The organism is Burkholderia sp. HI4860, from assembly GCF_002223045.2.
Classification (GTDB): Bacteria; Pseudomonadota; Gammaproteobacteria; order Burkholderiales; family Burkholderiaceae; genus Burkholderia.
The window spans coordinates 1,077,613-1,092,779 of the sequence record NZ_NKFO02000001.1 but is presented as its reverse complement, the minus strand read 5'-3'; the positions used below and the strand labels follow the sequence as shown (position 1 = coordinate 1,092,779).

Genomic DNA, 15,167 nt, shown 5'->3' with positions numbered 1-15,167 from the left:
AAACGACATTTTTTGACCCACTGTGTAGCTTTTCTTCGCGATCTCACGATGCGCCGATTGCCGCCCCTGAACGCGCTGCGCAGCTTCGAAGCTGCCGGCCGCCTGCAGAGCCTCACCCTCGCCGCCGACGAGCTGAACGTGACCCAGAGCGCGGTCGCGCAGCAAATCCGCGTGCTCGAATCGTTCTTCGGGCAGAAGCTGTTCGAGCGTGACGGACGCTCGTTGCGGCTCACGCCGCGCGCGCGGCATTACCTCGTCGACGTCGCGAGCTGCCTCGGCCGGCTCGCTCAGGCGACGGGGCAAATGTTCGAACCCGGCGGCGGCCATCCGGTGCGGATCAACGCGTCCGTCTCGTTCGCGCACGGATGGTTGCTCACGCAACTGGCTGCGTTCCAGGCCGACCATCCGGACATCGACGTGCAACTCGTCACGACGCCCGACAACGAGCGCGACCAGTTCGACGAAACCTGCGACATCGTGGTTCGTCGCTATACGCCGGAGCTGCGCCGCAAGGGGTTCGTGTCGCGGCCGCTGCTCGCGACCGTCGCGGTGCCGGTGTGCGCGCCCGGCCACCCGGTGCTCGGCCAGGCGCGCACGCCGGCCGACCTGCGCAACGCGCCGCTGCTGCATTACGCGGGTTTGCCGCAGGCGTGGCAATACTGGTTCCATCAGGCGGGCTCGGTCGTCACCGAGACGCTGCGCGGGCCGTTCTATCGCGAGTTCTTCCTGATGACCAAGGCTGCGGCAAGCGGGCTCGGCGTGTGCCTCGCACCGCGCGCGGTGGTGCGCGACGACATCGAGCAAGGGCGGCTCGTCGCGCTGTTTCCGGAAGTCCACCTGGAAGCGCCGCCGTTTCATTGCCTGTATCGCGACGACGACGATCCGTCGCTGCGCACGTTCGTCGACTGGCTGTTTGCGCGGGCGGAGGCGCTGGAGGGGGCGCCGCCGGGATAGCCGGCGAGGGGTAGAAAGCAGGAACCGATGAGGCAGCCCAAGGCGGCTGCACCGTCACGTCCACCTAGGCGTTCTGTCGCACCACACCGAGCTTCAATCCCAGCATGCCGAAGATGCGGTTCATCGTCTGTACCGTCCCGTCGCTGCGGCCTTGCTCGATATCCTGAATCGTCTTCGTCGACACACCGGCGAGCTTGGCCATTTCCGCGCTGGTCAGCCGCATCGCTTTCTTCAGATGATGTACCGATTCGCGCAACGACCACTCGGGATGCGCGAGCACGTCTTCGATCGCTTGTCGTCGGAGCGAAAGCTGTTCGGGAAGCGGCAGCGCGTTATAGCGTTTGTCCATTGCGTCACCCGTGCCTAGCGCAACGCATCCCGCTCACGCGCCAGCCGCTCGAGCCCCGGCTTCAGAAAGGCATGGACATCGTGCTCCAGCTTGAAATCAGAAGTCGTCAATTATTGGAAATACCGTCATTTCGGTGGAAATCTATACAAATTGCAACGAATAGCACATACAACTTATGTAGATTTCTGCCGAAACATGAATCCTTGCCGTTACTTCAGGCAGTGCTGAAAGCGCTCGGATTCTCGTTCAACGACCTATCGCCGCTCGCGCAACGCCGCCTCGATCTTCCGATCGGTCTTGTACTGGCTCAGCGCATACACCGACCAGATCGCGGCCGGTATCCAGCCGATGATCGTGATTTGCAGGATCAGGCAGATGATCCCGGCGATCGGGCGGCCGATCGTGAAGAACTGGAACCACGGCAGCAGCAGGGCAAGCAAAAGGCGCATCTGGACTCCTTTCGAGGCGTCGTTGAAGGTTCGTGCATCGCCAATATGGCGAGTTGCCCGCGCCATTTCAAGTCCGCTGCCGACGATCCCCGGACGAGAAGCCTCAACCTCATCCCATCGGCCTACGCCGAATCGGCCAGCCACCGCGCGACCCGTGCCACGAGCGGATCCGCTTCGTCGAAGCATTCGGCGCCCGCCACGCGCGGCGCGTCGCAAATCGCGAACACCGGCTTGCCCCACTGCAACCCGAGCGCGATCTCGGACAGCGTGCCGAGCCCGCCGCCGACCGCGATCAGGCACAGCGACGCCCGCGCGACCAGTGCGTTGCGCGTGATGCCGAGCCCGGTCGGCAGCGCGACGCTCAGGTAGGGATTCGCGAGCGTCGCATCGTCCTCCGGCAGCAGCCCGATCGCGCACCCGCCGGCCGCATGCACGCCGCGCGCGGCCGCCTCCATCACGCCCTGCTTGCCGCCGCCGACGATGGCGACACCCGCCGCCGCGAGTGCATGCGCGATCCGCTGCGCGACCCGCATCTGTTCGTCGGTCGCCTCGCGCGGACCGATCACGCCGACCGGCATGCGGTGCCGCCGCGTGCCGCGCTGCCGTTGCGCGAGTTGCGCCAGCGCGTCGCACGCCGCCCCCGACCACTCATCCATGACGTCGTTGCCGTACAAGGCCTTCCCCCAATGCAAGAACGCAGGTGCAGATCGCCGTCAGCACGATCGACAGCACGGCCGCCTGCGAGAAATCGGTTTGCCCGTCCGACAGCTTCAGATACATCAGCAGCGGCAGGATGTTGATCTGCGTGCCGGCCAGCGCGAGCGCCGTGCCGTAGGTGCCGAGCGCGATTGCCGTGACGAGGCACCACGCGGACGCGACCGACGGCCACAGTTCGCGCCACGCGACGTCGAGCCACGCACGCCACGGGCGCGCGCCGAGCGTCAGTGCCGCCTCGAGCGGCCGCCGGTCGAGATTCGCGAGCGCCGGGTAGATCATCAGCGCGACCCGCGGGATCAGGTAGTACGCATACGCGACCGCCAGCCCCGGCATCGTGTAGATCGCGCCGCCGAGCACGGTCGGGTCCGCGCCCAGCGACGCCGCGAGCGTGGTGACGAAGCCGGCGCGGCCGAACGCGAGGATGAAGCCGTAGGCAATCACGAGCCCGGAGAACGCGAGCGGCACGCCGAGCAGCGCGAGCGTCCAGTGGCGGCGGGCGGGCGACTGCCCCGCCAGCGCGAATGCGACCGGCACGCCGATGCCGACCGACAGCGTGCCGGCGCCCACCGCCAGCGCCAGCGAATGTGCGATCGCATCGGCGACGAGCGGATCGCGCAGCACCGCACCGAACGCACGGCCGCCATCCGTGAAGGCCGAGCCGACGAGCGCGGCGAGCGGCAGCGCGAAGCACACCGCCAGCAATACCGCCGCCGGCACCGCGCCGAAGCGGCGCAGCGCGCCGCGTTCCGCCAGGGAGGTCTGCATCGTGTGCCCCTTACTGGCCGAGCGTCGCCTGCGACCAGAGCTGGTCGACCTCGGCCTTGCGCGCGGCCGCCTTCGCCACGTCGAGCGGACGCACCTGCGGCGCCTTCGGCAGCTTCGCCGCGACATCCGGCGCGACCGGCGTGCCGGGCACGGCCGGCCGCACGAAGCCCTGCGCGAACAGCGCCTGCCCGACGTCGCTCATCACCAGGTTCAGCCAGAGCTGCGCGGCGGACGGGTTCGGGCCGTTCTTCACGAGGCTCATCGCATACGGCGCCGATACGCTGCCGTCCTGCGGAATCACGACGTCGGCCGCGTCACCCATGCCGTCGACGTACTTCGCCTTCAGGCCGTCGTTCTCGTAGCCGATCAGGATCGGAATCTCGCCCTTCACGAACTTCGCATAAGGCGTCGTGCCTTCGACGCGCAGCACGTTGCCCGCACGCTTCAGCTTGCCGAAGAATTCCGTGCCGGGTTTCGGGTTCTCGACGCTGCCGCCGTTCGCGTAGGCGGCCGCGAACACGGCGACCTGCCCCTGCCCGGTCGAACGCGGGTCGAGATAGACGACCGCGTTGCGATACTCCGGCTTCAGCAGGTCGGACCAGCGCTGCGGCACGTTCTTCACGAGCTTGCGGTTGACGAGGAACGCGATGTTCAGCGAGTGCACCGCGAACCAGCGGCCGTCCGCCGAGCGAAACACGTCCGGCAGCTTGTCGAAGTTGACCGGCTTGAACGGCGCGACGACATCCTTGCTTTCGGCGTCGAGCGCGGACGCGGCGAAGTAGTACGCGGTATCGGCCTGCGGACGGCGGCGCGACTTGTCGAGCGACACCACGGTCGCGGCCGAGCCGATGTCGTTGTAGGTGATCTCGACCTTCGGATAGCGCTTGCGGAACTCGGCGAACAGCGCCTTCCAGTTGGCCCATTCGGGGCCCGTGTCGAACGACACGACGAGCCCTTCGTCGGCGGCCTTCGCATACAGCGCGTCCTCGCCCGGATACAACGGCGCGGCGTGCGCCGGCGCGACCGCCAGCGCCGCGAACGCGCAGAGCGCCAGCACGCCGGCGCGTAGGGTTTTCACAAGAGGGTGGCCTGCAGGCATCGGGAATCTCCGTTGAATGAAAGGGGTCATTGCGCGTCCGGCGCGGCCGGCAGCACGAGCAGATGGCCCGGGTCGATCGCGATCCGCCGGGTGGCCGGCACGCGGCCTTCGCACAGCAGCGGGTCGGCCGAGCCGGCGGGAATGAAGTCGTAGCGTTGCGTCGCGCCGAAGTAGCGCACGTCGCCCGGCGCGCCGTCGATGCGGTTCACGCCGTGCGCCGGCGGATCGGCCTCCACGTGCTCGGGCCGCACCAGCACCTCGACCTCGGCGCCCGGCCGGTGCCCGCCGGTCTCGACGCGCAGCGTCGCGAACCGCACGTCGACCGTGTCGGGCGCGGTCACGCGGCCGCGCAGCAGCGTCGAATGTCCGACGAAGCGCGCGACCTGCGCGGACACAGGCCGCTCGTACAGGTCGCGCGGCGCGCCCACCTGCAGCACGCGCCCGCCGTCGACGATCGCGACGCGGTCGGCCATGCTCAGCGCCTCGTCCTGGTCGTGCGTGACGAGCAGCGTCGTCGCACCGCACGCGCGCTGCAGCGCACGAATCTCGTCGCGCAGCTGATGGCGGATGCCGGCATCGAGCGCGGCCAGCGGCTCGTCGAGCAGCAGCAGCTTCGGCTCGATCACGAGCGCACGCGCGAGCGCGACACGCTGCTGCTGCCCGCCGGACAGCATCGCGATGCCGCGTTCCGCATGCGCCGCCAGGCCGACGCGCTCGAGCATGTCACGCGCGCGCTGCCGCCGCGCATCGGCCGTGACGCCGCGCATTTTCAGCCCGTACGCGACGTTGTCGGCCACCGACAGGTTCGGGAACAGCGCGTAGTGCTGGAACACCATGCCGACCTCGCGCCGCCACACCGGCACGCCGGCCATGTCGGCGCCGCCGATCGCGATGCGGCCGCTGCCGCCGTCGAGCAGGCCGGCCGCGAGCCGCAGCAGCGTGGACTTGCCGGAGCCGCTGCGCCCCATCACCGCGAGCAGCTCACCTTGCACGGCGGACAGCGTGACGTCGTCGACGCCATGTCGCGCGCCGGGATACTGGAAACTGACGTGTTCGAACTCGAGACTCATGACGGACTCACTTCATACGTTGCACGGTGCCGACCGATACGAGCGTCGCGAGCACGGCGAGGACGAGCAGCACGACGGTCGCCGCGCACGCCATCCCCGACGCGCCGTAGAACGCCTGCAGCAGCACGATGGGATAGTTGCGATAGCGAAAGCCCGCGATCAGGTTCGAGATCTGGAATTCGCCGATCGACAGCGCGGCCACCATCACGAGCCCCGAAAACAGGCTGTGCCGCAGGTTCGGCAGCACGATCGTGACGAACTGGCGCAGCGGCGTCGCACCGAGCGTCGCCGCACAGGCCTCGAGGCGCGCGAGCCCGAGGTGGCGCAGATCGCTGAGCAGCGTCTGCAGCAGGTACGGCAGCGTCAGCACCGCGTGGGCCGCGATCATCAGCGGCAGCGTGCCGAGCCACGGCAGCGTGTCGCCGCTGAAGATCGCGATATAGCCGAAGCCGAGCGTCAGCGCGGGCACGGCCACCGGCATCAGCATCACGAGGCGGGTCGCCATGCCGCGCCCGGCCTGCGCACGGTGATGCAGCGCATACGCGAGCGGCAGGCCGACCGCGGCGTTCAGCGCACAACACGCCAGCGCCACCGTCAGGCTCACGCCGAATGCGCGGGTGAAGCTGCGATTTCCGGCGAGATCGGCGAACCAGTGCCAGGTGAAGCCGGTCGGCAGCAGCGTGTTCGTCCACGACTGGCCCACCGAGCCGATCAGCAGCAGCGCGATCGGCAGCAACAGGTAGAGCCCGAACACCGCGACGAGCGCGTGCAGCAAGAGGCGTCCGGCACTCGGACGCACCGGCCTGTTACGCGAAATCGGAACACCATCGGCCAGGGCCGGGGCGGTAGACGCAGGCATGGAAACACTCGCGGACAGGAGACGAAGACACCGCGCAACGCCCGCCGTGCGGGGCTGTCACGCGTTTTCTGGATGGCCGCAGTGTGCGGAATCGACATGGCATCGTCATGAAAAAAACGTACAAAGCCCGCATCGATCTGTGCGCCGAAGGAATAGTCGCGATGAAGCACCTGTATCCGAACGTCTCGGAACTGCACGCATTCACCTGTTCTGCGAAGTATCTGAATTTCTCGTACGCGGCCCGCGAACTGGGCCTGACGCCCAGCGCGGTCAGCCGGCAGATCGCGAATCTCGAGGCGCTGTTCGGCGTGAAGCTGTTCGTGCGCGAGGGGCGCAGCCTCAAGCTCACGCGTGCCGGACAGGTGTACCACGCCCGCGTCGCCGGCCCGCTGCGCGAGATCGGCAACGCGTCGATCGAACTGCTGAGCGCGCGCGAAAACGGTGACCTGCTGACGATCGCCAGCGTGCCGACGTTTACGACCAAGTGGCTCGTGCCGCGCCTCTCGCGCTTCCTGGCCGTCGCGCCGGGCGTCACGCTGAGCTTTCGCCGCCATCTCGCGCACGGCGACATCTTTCCGTTCGGGCTCGACGCGGCGATCCGCTACGGCGACGGGGCATGGGAAGGGGTGCGAAGCGATTACCTCGACGGGCGAACCTTCGTGCCGGTCTGTACGCGCGAATTCGGCGAGCGGCACGCGTTGCGCACGCCCGCCGACGCCGCGCCGGCGCCGCGCCTCGTGCACGAGCAGGCGGAAATCGCGTGGTCCGCCTGGGCGGAACGCCATCGCGCGACGCAGATGAACGCACTCGCCGGGCCGCGCTTCGAACAGTATTCGGTGCTGATCCAGGCTGCGCAGGCGGGACTCGGGCTCGCGCTCGTGCCGCGTTTCCTGATCGCGGACAATCTCGCGGCCGGCACGCTCGTCGAACCGTTCGATGCGCCCGTCGAGGTCGACGCGCAGGGGCACTACCTGTGCTATGCGCCGGAACGCCTCGAGACGAGCGAAGCATTGCGGCACTTCAGGGAATGGATGCTGGACGAATGCGCGCCGGCGTAAGCCGGCCCGCATTCGTCATACGACAGGACGCGCTGGGCCGCGCGCCCCGCCGCCGCACCGGACACCACCGGGCAGCGGCGTCCGGCTGTCGCCGTCAGCGGCGGATGCCGAGCCCCGGCAGCACCTCCGTGCCCTCGGCCACCACCGCATGCAGCAGGCGCGGGTCGGCACCGAGCAGCCCGAGGATCGTCGGCGCGACCTGCTTCGTGCCGACCGTGTCGGTCACCGTGCGTGCGCGATGCAGGCCCGGGTACGACACGAGCAGGCCGAGGTGGCTGTCGTCCGGCGCGTTGCCGCCGTGCTCCTCGTCCTTCTTCGTGCTCGACGTGTAGATCACGCCCGGATTCGGCTGGACGATGATGTCCGGCGTGCGGCCGTTGGCCGGATCGCCGAAGCGCTCGGCGAGCGCCGCGCCGTACAGCACGTACGCCTGCGGGCCGTCCGCGCAGATCCCCGGCGCGTTGCAGCCGAGGTTCGCCTTCAGCGTCTGCACCACGGCCGTGCGCTGGTTGCGGTCGCGCAGCCAGATCAGGCCGACGTCGTCGGTCTGCACGAAGCCGGTGTCGACCAGGCCCGAGCCGTCGTTCAGGTTGCCCGTCGTCGTGTTGTTCTGGCCGAAGTTGCCGTTCGGGTCGATGTAGTTGTTCGCTTCGAGCAGCTTCGTCAGCGTGTCGCCGTTCTTCACGAGCTTCGTGTGATCGGTCGGCGACTGGCCGTGCTTCGCCGTGACGATCACGGCCGTCGACGCATACAGGTTCGCCTGCTTCAGCGCCGCGACGATATGGCCGATCGAGTTGTCGACGTACGTGATCGCGTTCGCGACCTGCCCGTTCGGCGTGAAGTTCGCATCGAGATAGCCGCCGCCCTTCGCGACCGGCGCCTTCTGCGCGACGCTGAGCGTCTGGAAGTTGCCGCCGAACAGCGTCGGCACCGGCGCGCTCTTCGTGCCCGTCGAGTCACGGCCGTTGATCTGGTTGATCAGCGCCTGCACGTGCAGGTTGTCGAACTGCGCGGTATGCGAATAGACATCCGTGTAGTTCGTCTTGGTCACCGGGTCGATCGAGTTGATCTCGGTGCGCATCAGGTCGTCGACGCCGGTGCCCGACGGCCCGTTCAGCCAGTCGTAGCCCCACGCGTGCTTGTCGGCCCATGCGGTGGTCGCGTTCGGGATGCCGGCCTTCACGGCCTCGAACACCGTGTTGGTCTTCACGTAGTTGTGCGGATAGACCGGCACGCACTTGCCGTTGACCTTCGCGTTCGGGATCGCCTGCGGGTTGAACGCGCCGCCGCCGTTCAGGTGGACGAGCGCGCCGCCGTTCTGGGCATCGATGCCGGTCGTCTCGTCGAACACGACGTTCCAGCCCTGCTTGCCCGAGCAGCTCGTATCGCCCGGCGCGTACAGGTTGCGGTCGTACGACACGTCGTAGAACAGGCCGGCCGTCTTCGGCGAGCCGCCCGTCACGAGCGCGGCGAGGCCCGGGAACGAATCCGACAGGCCCGGCGTATAGGCATTCGTGTACGTCACGCCGCTCTTCGCGAGCACCGCGATGTTCGGGCACGTGTTCGCGCCGATGCAGCGCGCGAGATCCTGCTCGTGCAGGCCGTCGACGCTGATCAGCAGCACGTGCTTCACGACGCGGCTCGCGTGGCCGCGGTCCTCGCCGTGACTGTCGTCGTCCTGCTGCGCGGCGTGCGCACCCGCACCGGCGAGCGCCAGCGCGCTCGCGACCATCGCCACCACCTTCCGCTGCTTACCAAGGAAAGACATGATCACCCCACCTCTTCGATTGACGTTGAACTGCGTGACTTGCCATCAGGCGCGCAAGAATATGGGCGCGTCGTGGGTCGCTCGCATGAAGCGGGGCTTTCTGTTTTCTATCAAACGTAACCAATCGCAAGTGACACGAATCGGTCGCAAAGCAATGTGGCCTGGCGCATATTGCGAAAGGCGCGCTCAACTGCAGGCACGCCGCCGGTGCATCGGTCGATCCGTCCGCGGCGTCATCGGTCGTACGATTTTTTTTCCGGCTTGGCGCGCGACTATTGGCGTGTGATAAAGGGTTTTCCCTGACCCGGAGCACGAGTATGTCGACCCTGGAAGCCCTCCGGTTCGTGCTGGACGATGCACGCACCCCCGAAATCATTCGCCACCACGTCGTCGACGCGTTGCAGTACGCGTTGCGCAACTACGGACAGGTGTTCACCGCGAAGGAAGTCGAATGGCTGGCGCAGTGGGACGACGCGCGTCTGCCGCTGGCCGCGAAGAAGGAACTGGGCAAGCGCGAGGAACCGGCGATCGCCGCGCGCTGAGCGCTGAAGGAAACGCACCGCCGCGCCCGAACGGATGAACGGGCGCGGCAGCGGATGGCCTGCTTACTGCAGGCCGAAGTCGACGCGGGTCGTCGCGCCCTTGTCCTCGATGCCCTTCGCATCGAGCTTCGGCGCGACGATGAACACGCGGCTCGAATCGATCTTCCCGTCGAGATACTGGCGCACCGCCTGTGCACGCTGCTGCGCGAGCGCACGCAGCGCGTTGTCGTCGGCCGGCGCGTGCTCGGCGAGCGCCTTCTTCATGTCGGCGTCGGGCAGCGTCTTCTGCAGGCCGATCACGTTGCGCGGCTTCTTGAAGTCGGCGGCCTTGTATGCGCGCGTCAGGTACTTGCTGTACTCGGCCGGCTCGACCTTCACCGACATCGGGTCGATGCTCTCGCCCTGCCCGATCACATCCTTCAGCTTCTGCTGGCGCACGAGCCGCTCGACGTACGCGTCACCCAGCCCCGACGTGTCCTTCGCCGGATCGACGCGGCCGATCAGGTCGAGGCGGATCGACGGTTTCTCGGTCAGCATCTTCACGACGGTGTCGAGCTTCTTCTGCTGCGCGTCGTCGAGCTGGTACGAGCCCGGCGCGAATTCGACGTAGCCGAGATCCTCGCCGCCGCCGCCGAACGCATGCGCGAGCAGCGAGAACGGCGACGTGACGGCCTTCGCGATCAGGTTCAGCACCGCGCGCCAGATCAGCCCGCCGACGCTGAACTCCGGATTCGACAGCGAGCCCGACACCGGCAGGTTCACGTCGATCTGGCCGCGCGTGTTCTTCAGCAGCGAGATCGCGAGCTTCACCGGCAGCCGGGTCGCCGTGTCGTTCTCCACATGGTCGCCGAACGTGAGCTGGTCGATGAAGATGTGGTTGTTCGCCTTCAGCTGGTCGTTCGCCAGTTCGTAATGCAGGTCGACGTTGAGCTTGCCCTTCGTGATCGGATAGCCCGCGTACTTCGCCGAGTACGGCGTCAGGTTGGTCAGCTCGATGTCGTGCGCGGTCGCGGTGAGGTCGAGCGCCGGCTTCTCGATCAGCGGGTTCACCGAACCCTTGATCGAGATCGGCCCGTTGCCCGCGAGGTTCGCGGCGACGTCGACCGGCGCGGACGTCGTCGAATCCGTGCCGAACGCGCCGACCGTGCCCTTGATCGCGACGAGGTTCGCCGTGTAGTTCGGCTTGATGAAGTTGTCGGTGTACGTCACGCGGCCGTTCTGCAGCAGCAGCTCGCCGAAATGCATGCGCACCGGGCTCTGCGGCGGCGGCGCGGCCTTCACGACCACCGTCGCCGAGGCGGCGGCCGGCGCCAATGCCTGCTGCGCGGCCGCGGCCGAAGCCGCCTGGGCGGCAGCCGGCGGCGTCACGCCCGGCGACAACGGCACCGGCTCGCCCTTGCTCGCGTCACGCGTGAGCGACTGCGCGGGGCCCGTTTCCTTCGCGACCACGTCCTTCAGGTTCAACCGCCCCTGCGCGTCGAGCAGCACGCGGCCGTAGAAGTTCGAGAACGTCACGCGCGCGGCATCGACGTCGGTGCCCTTCTCGTCGTAGTTCGCCTTCAGGTTCGTCAGCGCGAGCGAGCGCCAGCCCGCGAACGGGTCGGAGGTCGCCTTGTCGAGCATCCGCACGTCGACCAGCGCGACATCGCCGCGGTAGGTGGCGCGCGGCGCGCCCTTCACCTGTGCGAACGTCAGGTTGCCCTGCGCGTTGAGCAGCGCGCTGGCGATCGTCGCGTTCAGCGCACTGCCGAAATACGGCTCGAACGCGGCCGCGTCGAGGCGGTTGCCGTTGATCTTCAGGCCGAGCTTCAGCGGCTGCGCGGTCACGTCGCCCGTCACGTTCAGCGAACCCTTGCGGTTCAGCGTCGCCTTCAGCTGCACGGGCAGCGGCCGGGTCATGTCGTCGCTGATCTTCTGCACCGACAGGTCCAGCGGCTTGATCGCCAGCTTCACGGGGCGCGGCGTCGACAGGTCGGTGAAGTTCGCGGCGGAATCCTTCACGTTCAGCGCGTCGATCCGGTAATGCCACGACGGCGCGGCGGCCTCGGCCTTGCGCGCGACCGTGCGCTTGGGCACCGCGGCCTGCGCGGGTTCGGCCAGCGCCGCGAGGTCGATCTTGCCGTCCTTCAGGCGCTGCACGTCGAGCGCGAGCCCGCTGACGTCGACGCTGGCGATTTCCGCGATGCGCGTGGCCACGTCGACCTTCGCGATCTTCGCGTGCGCGTCGGGCAGCACGATCGCGGGCGCCTTCGCGTCGGGCGTCGCGATCTTCAGCGATTTCAGGCTGACCGTGCTGTCGGCAACCTGCGCGGCGAGCGGCGTCTTGCCCCAGTCGGCCTTCGCGATGACGGTCGCGCCGAGCGTGCCGTCGAGCACGCGCGCCCGCGTCGCCTCGCCGAGGTACGGCTGCAGCGCCGGCAGCGCGAGCGCGGCGACCGTCAGCTTGCTCTCGACCTGCTTCTGCGCGAGATTGAACGCGCCTTCGGCCGTCACGTCGCCGCCGCGCGACAGCGACGTCGACAGCGTGTATTTCGCGGGCGTCTTGCCCTGCATCGTGAAGCCGTCGAGCGTCGCGGCGAGCTTCGTGAGCGACAGCGCGGTCGGCGTCGCCGGCACGCGGTCGTCGACGTTGACCGTGCCGCCGTCGATCGCGAAATGGCGGATCGTCAGGTCGAGCGGCGGCGCCTCCTTCGCGCCGGCGCCGGCTTCGGCCTTTGCCCCGCTGGCAGTGGCTTCGGCAGCGGCGGAAGCGCCCGACGCCGCCGGCTTGCCTTCGGCGGGCCTCGAGGCGGCTGCCGGCTGCCCGGCGAGCTTCTCGACGTTCAGCACGCCCTGCTTGTCGCGCGACAGGTCGACCACCGGCTGGTCGATCCGGATTTCGTCGAAATGCATCGCGTTGCGCAGCGGTTCGAGGCTGGCCGCCGCGACGTGCACGCCGCGCGCGGCGAACAGCGGCGCGGACGCATGGTCCGTCACCTTCGCGTCCTTCAGGTCGACGGTGCCCGACACGCGCAGCGCGGGCGTCTCACCGCTCATCACGAAATTGACCGCGAGGTCGCTGCTCAAGAGGCCGCTCGTCACGGCCACCGGCAGCTTCGCCGGCACGTACGAGATCAGCTTCGGCACGTCCAGGCCGTCGAATTTCAGCGCGATCTCCGATTCGCGCGACTGCGCGAACGGCTTGGTCTTGCCGTCGATCGCGATCGGGCTGCCGTCGAAGCGCGCGCGCAGCTTCGGCTCGACGAAGATGTCGGTCTTCGACGCCAGCGTCGCGATGTACGGAATGCCGAGCGTCCAGTTGTCGACGACGTGCTGTTCGTTCAGCAGACGGTCGTCGAAATCGATCCGGCCGTTGTTGACCTGGATGTTCGACACCGAGAACTGCGTCGGCTTGCTTTCGGGTTTCGGCGACGGCGTCGAGAACTTCTCGATCAGGTCGGTGAAGTTGAAGCGTTGCGCGTCGTAGCGAACGATATGAAAGCGCGGCGAGTCGAGGCGCACTTCATTGACGATCGGCGCGCCGCGAAACAGCGACGACCACGACGGCCGCACGACGAGCTTCGCGATGTCGATGAAGTCGCCCTGCCCGCCTTTGTCGCCGAGATGGATGCCGTCGGCTTCGAGGTTCAGCGTGTACGGGTTCAGCGCGATGCGCTGGATCGTGGCGGGCCGGTCGAGCTGCTTGCTCAACTGCTGTTCGGCGATATGGCGGATCAGCGGCGGCGCCGCGAAGAACCCCAGCAGTCCGAATAAAACGATGAAGATCAGCAGGCCGATGCCGATGCGCCGGGCCCGGCGCGAGCGTGCAACGCCACCGAGGGCATGGAGGGTGGAGGGTACGGTTTCTTTGTCTGCGCTTGCCATGCTTGAATGCCTCGGGATGGAATGCCGGGCCGCGCCGGAGAACCGGGCGGCCGCGCACGCTATCCCGAAAGTATAGGCTCAGGAGGGGACGGGACGAGGTTCGGGCGCCGTCGCGCCCGCCGGTCGGACAACGCCGCCGGTCATCCGTTCATTTCCGGACGACGACGGGCGGCATCCACGACCCGTCGCTCGCCTGCGGCTTCGGCGCATAGAGGCGCAACGCGAGTGCGAAATCGGCGCGCGGCGCCGGCAGCCAGTTGGCCGCCTGCGTGCCGCCCGGCGACGCCGACACGACGATGTCGATCGAGCCGTCGTGGTTGCGGCGCAGGCGGTCGCGATCGCCGAGCGAACGGCGCGCCGACCCGACGTCGGGCAGCGCGCCGTTGGTCGTATAGGGCGTCAGCGTCCAGAACGCACGCACCGGCGGCAGCGCGCCCGGCGCGAAATGCAGCACGTAGCGGTTCGCCCCGTTCAGCGGATGGCCGTCGCTGTCGACGCGGACGACCGCGAGCGTTTCGTCATCGCGCGTCGCGGTGCCGAACTGCGTGTAGGCCGCGTACGCGCGCAGCGTGTAGTCCTGGCCGTACTTGCCGGCCGTATCGCCGATCCAGCTCCAGCCGTTCGCGTTCAGCAGGTTCGACGGCGGGGTCGAGAGCCGCGCGCGCGCCTCGGCGACGCCGGCCGTCGCGGCCGCGAGGCGGTCGCCCGACCACAGCACCGGGTAGCCGGCCGACACGCCGATGTCGCCGAGCAGTGCCTGTGCGTGCGCATCGTCGGCCGGCGCCGGGTTGTCCTGCAGCGCCTGCGCGAAGCGCGTGAAGAACGCCTTCGGATCGAGTGCGGCCACCTGCTCGGCCGGCGTGCCGCCGCCCACCGCTTCGGACGGCGCGCTGCCCGCATGCACCGCGACCGACGCGCCGCGCGCCGCGCCCGTGTAGACGGACAGCGGCACCACGCGGATCGCGCGCTGCAGTTTCTTCACGTTCGTGAGGTCGCGCCCGCCGCTCGTCTGCAGCCGGACTTCGAGCCACGCGTTGGCCGACGGGACGTCGATCCGGACCGCGCCCTTCGGCAGCGTGCCCTGCCAGTCCTTCGCGACGAAGGCAATCGTTTGCGATCGCACGCCGCCGCGTGCCCCGCGTGCGGCCACGCTCGACGACGACCACAGCACGTTCGTCCACATGTCGAGTGCGCGCGCATCCCAGTAGCGGCCGCGCGTGTCGGGCAACGTGACGATCACGGGTTCGGTCGCGACGTCGAGCCAGCCGGTCGAGTCGAGCGTGTCGACGCCCGGCAGCGGCGGATTGACCGCGCCGACGGGCGGCAACGCCTGCGCATGGCGCAGCGTGTTGAGCGGCGCCTGCCCCGGCTGCGCACCGTCGCCGCCCGTCGCCGCTTCCTTCGCGACGTCCATCAGCACGAGCGGATACGCGTAGACGTAGGAGTCGGCGACTTCCGCGCGCATCCAGCCGGTTTTCCGCTGGATGGCGTCCGGTTGCGACGCGCACCCCGCTAGCAACGCCATGATGGCGAGCGACGCGCACGCGCGCCGCAGAGAAACTGATTCCTGCTGGTTTTCAATCATCGATTACTGGCCGAATATCATTCTTTTCAGTCAACGCCTTGTTCGACTTGCGAATGGCGAAAGCAAGGCACCCCAGCCTGCCCGGACA

The 15,167-nt window shown here is 68.3% G+C and carries 13 protein-coding genes; 3 read left to right on the top strand and 10 right to left on the bottom strand.

All coding sequences use genetic code 11. The annotated features are described in order from the left end of the window. Positions 1-48: 48 nt before the first annotated feature. The gene (locus CFB34_RS04905) at positions 49-954 is read left to right on the top strand and encodes a LysR substrate-binding domain-containing protein (protein WP_242808566.1); all 906 of its coding nucleotides are present in this window, start codon (positions 49-51) and stop codon (positions 952-954) included. 64 nt (positions 955-1,018) lie between these two features. On the opposite strand, the gene CFB34_RS04900 is transcribed toward CFB34_RS04905, so the two are convergent. The 7 genes from CFB34_RS04900 to CFB34_RS04870 form a co-directional block, all read right to left on the bottom strand. Then, positions 1,019-1,303 carry a helix-turn-helix domain-containing protein gene (locus CFB34_RS04900; RefSeq protein ID WP_089441449.1) on the bottom strand — a complete coding sequence of 95 codons (285 nt, stop codon included), beginning with the start codon at positions 1,301-1,303 and terminating at the stop codon, positions 1,019-1,021. Between the two features lie 254 nt (positions 1,304-1,557). Then, entirely contained in the window at positions 1,558-1,752 is a 195-nt protein-coding gene (locus tag CFB34_RS04895) for a YqaE/Pmp3 family membrane protein (RefSeq protein ID WP_089441448.1), read from the bottom strand. Positions 1,753-1,874: 122 nt separating this feature from the next. Further along, entirely contained in the window at positions 1,875-2,408 is a 534-nt protein-coding gene (locus CFB34_RS04890; protein WP_089441447.1) for a TIGR00725 family protein, read from the bottom strand. Next, positions 2,401-3,234, bottom strand: coding sequence for an ABC transporter permease subunit (locus CFB34_RS04885; protein ID WP_089441446.1), 834 nt, complete (start codon positions 3,232-3,234; stop codon positions 2,401-2,403). The genes CFB34_RS04890 and CFB34_RS04885 overlap by 8 nt, the downstream gene beginning before the upstream one ends. Before the next feature lie 10 nt (positions 3,235-3,244). Next, positions 3,245-4,333 carry an extracellular solute-binding protein gene (locus CFB34_RS04880; protein ID WP_089441445.1) on the bottom strand — a complete coding sequence of 363 codons (1,089 nt, stop codon included), beginning with the start codon at positions 4,331-4,333 and terminating at the stop codon, positions 3,245-3,247. A 26-nt stretch (positions 4,334-4,359) separates the two neighbouring features. Further along, positions 4,360-5,403, bottom strand: a complete 1,044-nt coding sequence (locus CFB34_RS04875) for an ABC transporter ATP-binding protein (protein ID WP_089441444.1) — start codon at positions 5,401-5,403, stop codon at positions 4,360-4,362. Between the two features lie 7 nt (positions 5,404-5,410). Continuing rightward, positions 5,411-6,262 (bottom strand): ABC transporter permease subunit, encoded by an 852-nt coding sequence (locus tag CFB34_RS04870; RefSeq protein WP_089441443.1) that lies wholly within the window; start codon positions 6,260-6,262, stop codon positions 5,411-5,413. A gap of 161 nt (positions 6,263-6,423) precedes the next feature. On the opposite strand from CFB34_RS04870, the gene CFB34_RS04865 reads away from it, so the two are divergent. Continuing rightward, positions 6,424-7,320: a LysR substrate-binding domain-containing protein gene (locus tag CFB34_RS04865; protein WP_089441442.1), complete on the top strand. Its 897-nt coding sequence runs from the start codon at positions 6,424-6,426 to the stop codon at positions 7,318-7,320. Positions 7,321-7,414: 94 nt separating this feature from the next. Here the strand turns inward: CFB34_RS04865 and CFB34_RS04860 are convergent, their stop codons facing one another. Further along, entirely contained in the window at positions 7,415-9,094 is a 1,680-nt protein-coding gene (locus CFB34_RS04860; RefSeq protein ID WP_089441441.1) for an alkaline phosphatase family protein, read from the bottom strand. 311 nt (positions 9,095-9,405) lie between these two features. Between CFB34_RS04860 and CFB34_RS04855 the strand changes: the two genes are divergently transcribed. After that, positions 9,406-9,630, top strand: coding sequence for a hypothetical protein (locus CFB34_RS04855; protein WP_027790361.1), 225 nt, complete (start codon positions 9,406-9,408; stop codon positions 9,628-9,630). A gap of 63 nt (positions 9,631-9,693) precedes the next feature. On the opposite strand, the gene CFB34_RS04850 is transcribed toward CFB34_RS04855, so the two are convergent. Beyond that, entirely contained in the window at positions 9,694-13,494 is a 3,801-nt protein-coding gene (locus tag CFB34_RS04850) for a DUF748 domain-containing protein (RefSeq protein WP_089441439.1), read from the bottom strand. A 148-nt stretch (positions 13,495-13,642) separates the two neighbouring features. Continuing rightward, positions 13,643-15,079, bottom strand: coding sequence for a DUF1254 domain-containing protein (locus CFB34_RS04845; protein ID WP_089441438.1), 1,437 nt, complete (start codon positions 15,077-15,079; stop codon positions 13,643-13,645). Between the last annotated feature and the right edge of the window lie 88 nt (positions 15,080-15,167).

Excerpts from the sequence above, each read along its gene's own strand:
- CFB34_RS04905 (WP_242808566.1), top strand. The coding sequence starts at position 49 with ATGCGCCGATTGCCGCCCCTGAACGCGCTGCGCAGCTTCGAAGCTGCC.
- CFB34_RS04900 (WP_089441449.1), bottom strand. The coding sequence starts at position 1,303 with ATGGACAAACGCTATAACGCGCTGCCGCTTCCCGAACAGCTTTCGCTC.
- CFB34_RS04895 (WP_089441448.1), bottom strand. The coding sequence starts at position 1,752 with ATGCGCCTTTTGCTTGCCCTGCTGCTGCCGTGGTTCCAGTTCTTCACG.
- CFB34_RS04890 (WP_089441447.1), bottom strand. The coding sequence starts at position 2,408 with ATGGATGAGTGGTCGGGGGCGGCGTGCGACGCGCTGGCGCAACTCGCG.
- CFB34_RS04885 (WP_089441446.1), bottom strand. The coding sequence starts at position 3,234 with ATGCAGACCTCCCTGGCGGAACGCGGCGCGCTGCGCCGCTTCGGCGCG.
- CFB34_RS04880 (WP_089441445.1), bottom strand. The coding sequence starts at position 4,333 with ATGCCTGCAGGCCACCCTCTTGTGAAAACCCTACGCGCCGGCGTGCTG.
- CFB34_RS04875 (WP_089441444.1), bottom strand. The coding sequence starts at position 5,403 with ATGAGTCTCGAGTTCGAACACGTCAGTTTCCAGTATCCCGGCGCGCGA.
- CFB34_RS04870 (WP_089441443.1), bottom strand. The coding sequence starts at position 6,262 with ATGCCTGCGTCTACCGCCCCGGCCCTGGCCGATGGTGTTCCGATTTCG.
- CFB34_RS04865 (WP_089441442.1), top strand. The coding sequence starts at position 6,424 with ATGAAGCACCTGTATCCGAACGTCTCGGAACTGCACGCATTCACCTGT.
- CFB34_RS04855 (WP_027790361.1), top strand. The coding sequence starts at position 9,406 with ATGTCGACCCTGGAAGCCCTCCGGTTCGTGCTGGACGATGCACGCACC.
- CFB34_RS04850 (WP_089441439.1), bottom strand. The coding sequence starts at position 13,494 with ATGGCAAGCGCAGACAAAGAAACCGTACCCTCCACCCTCCATGCCCTC.
- CFB34_RS04845 (WP_089441438.1), bottom strand. The coding sequence starts at position 15,079 with ATGATTGAAAACCAGCAGGAATCAGTTTCTCTGCGGCGCGCGTGCGCG.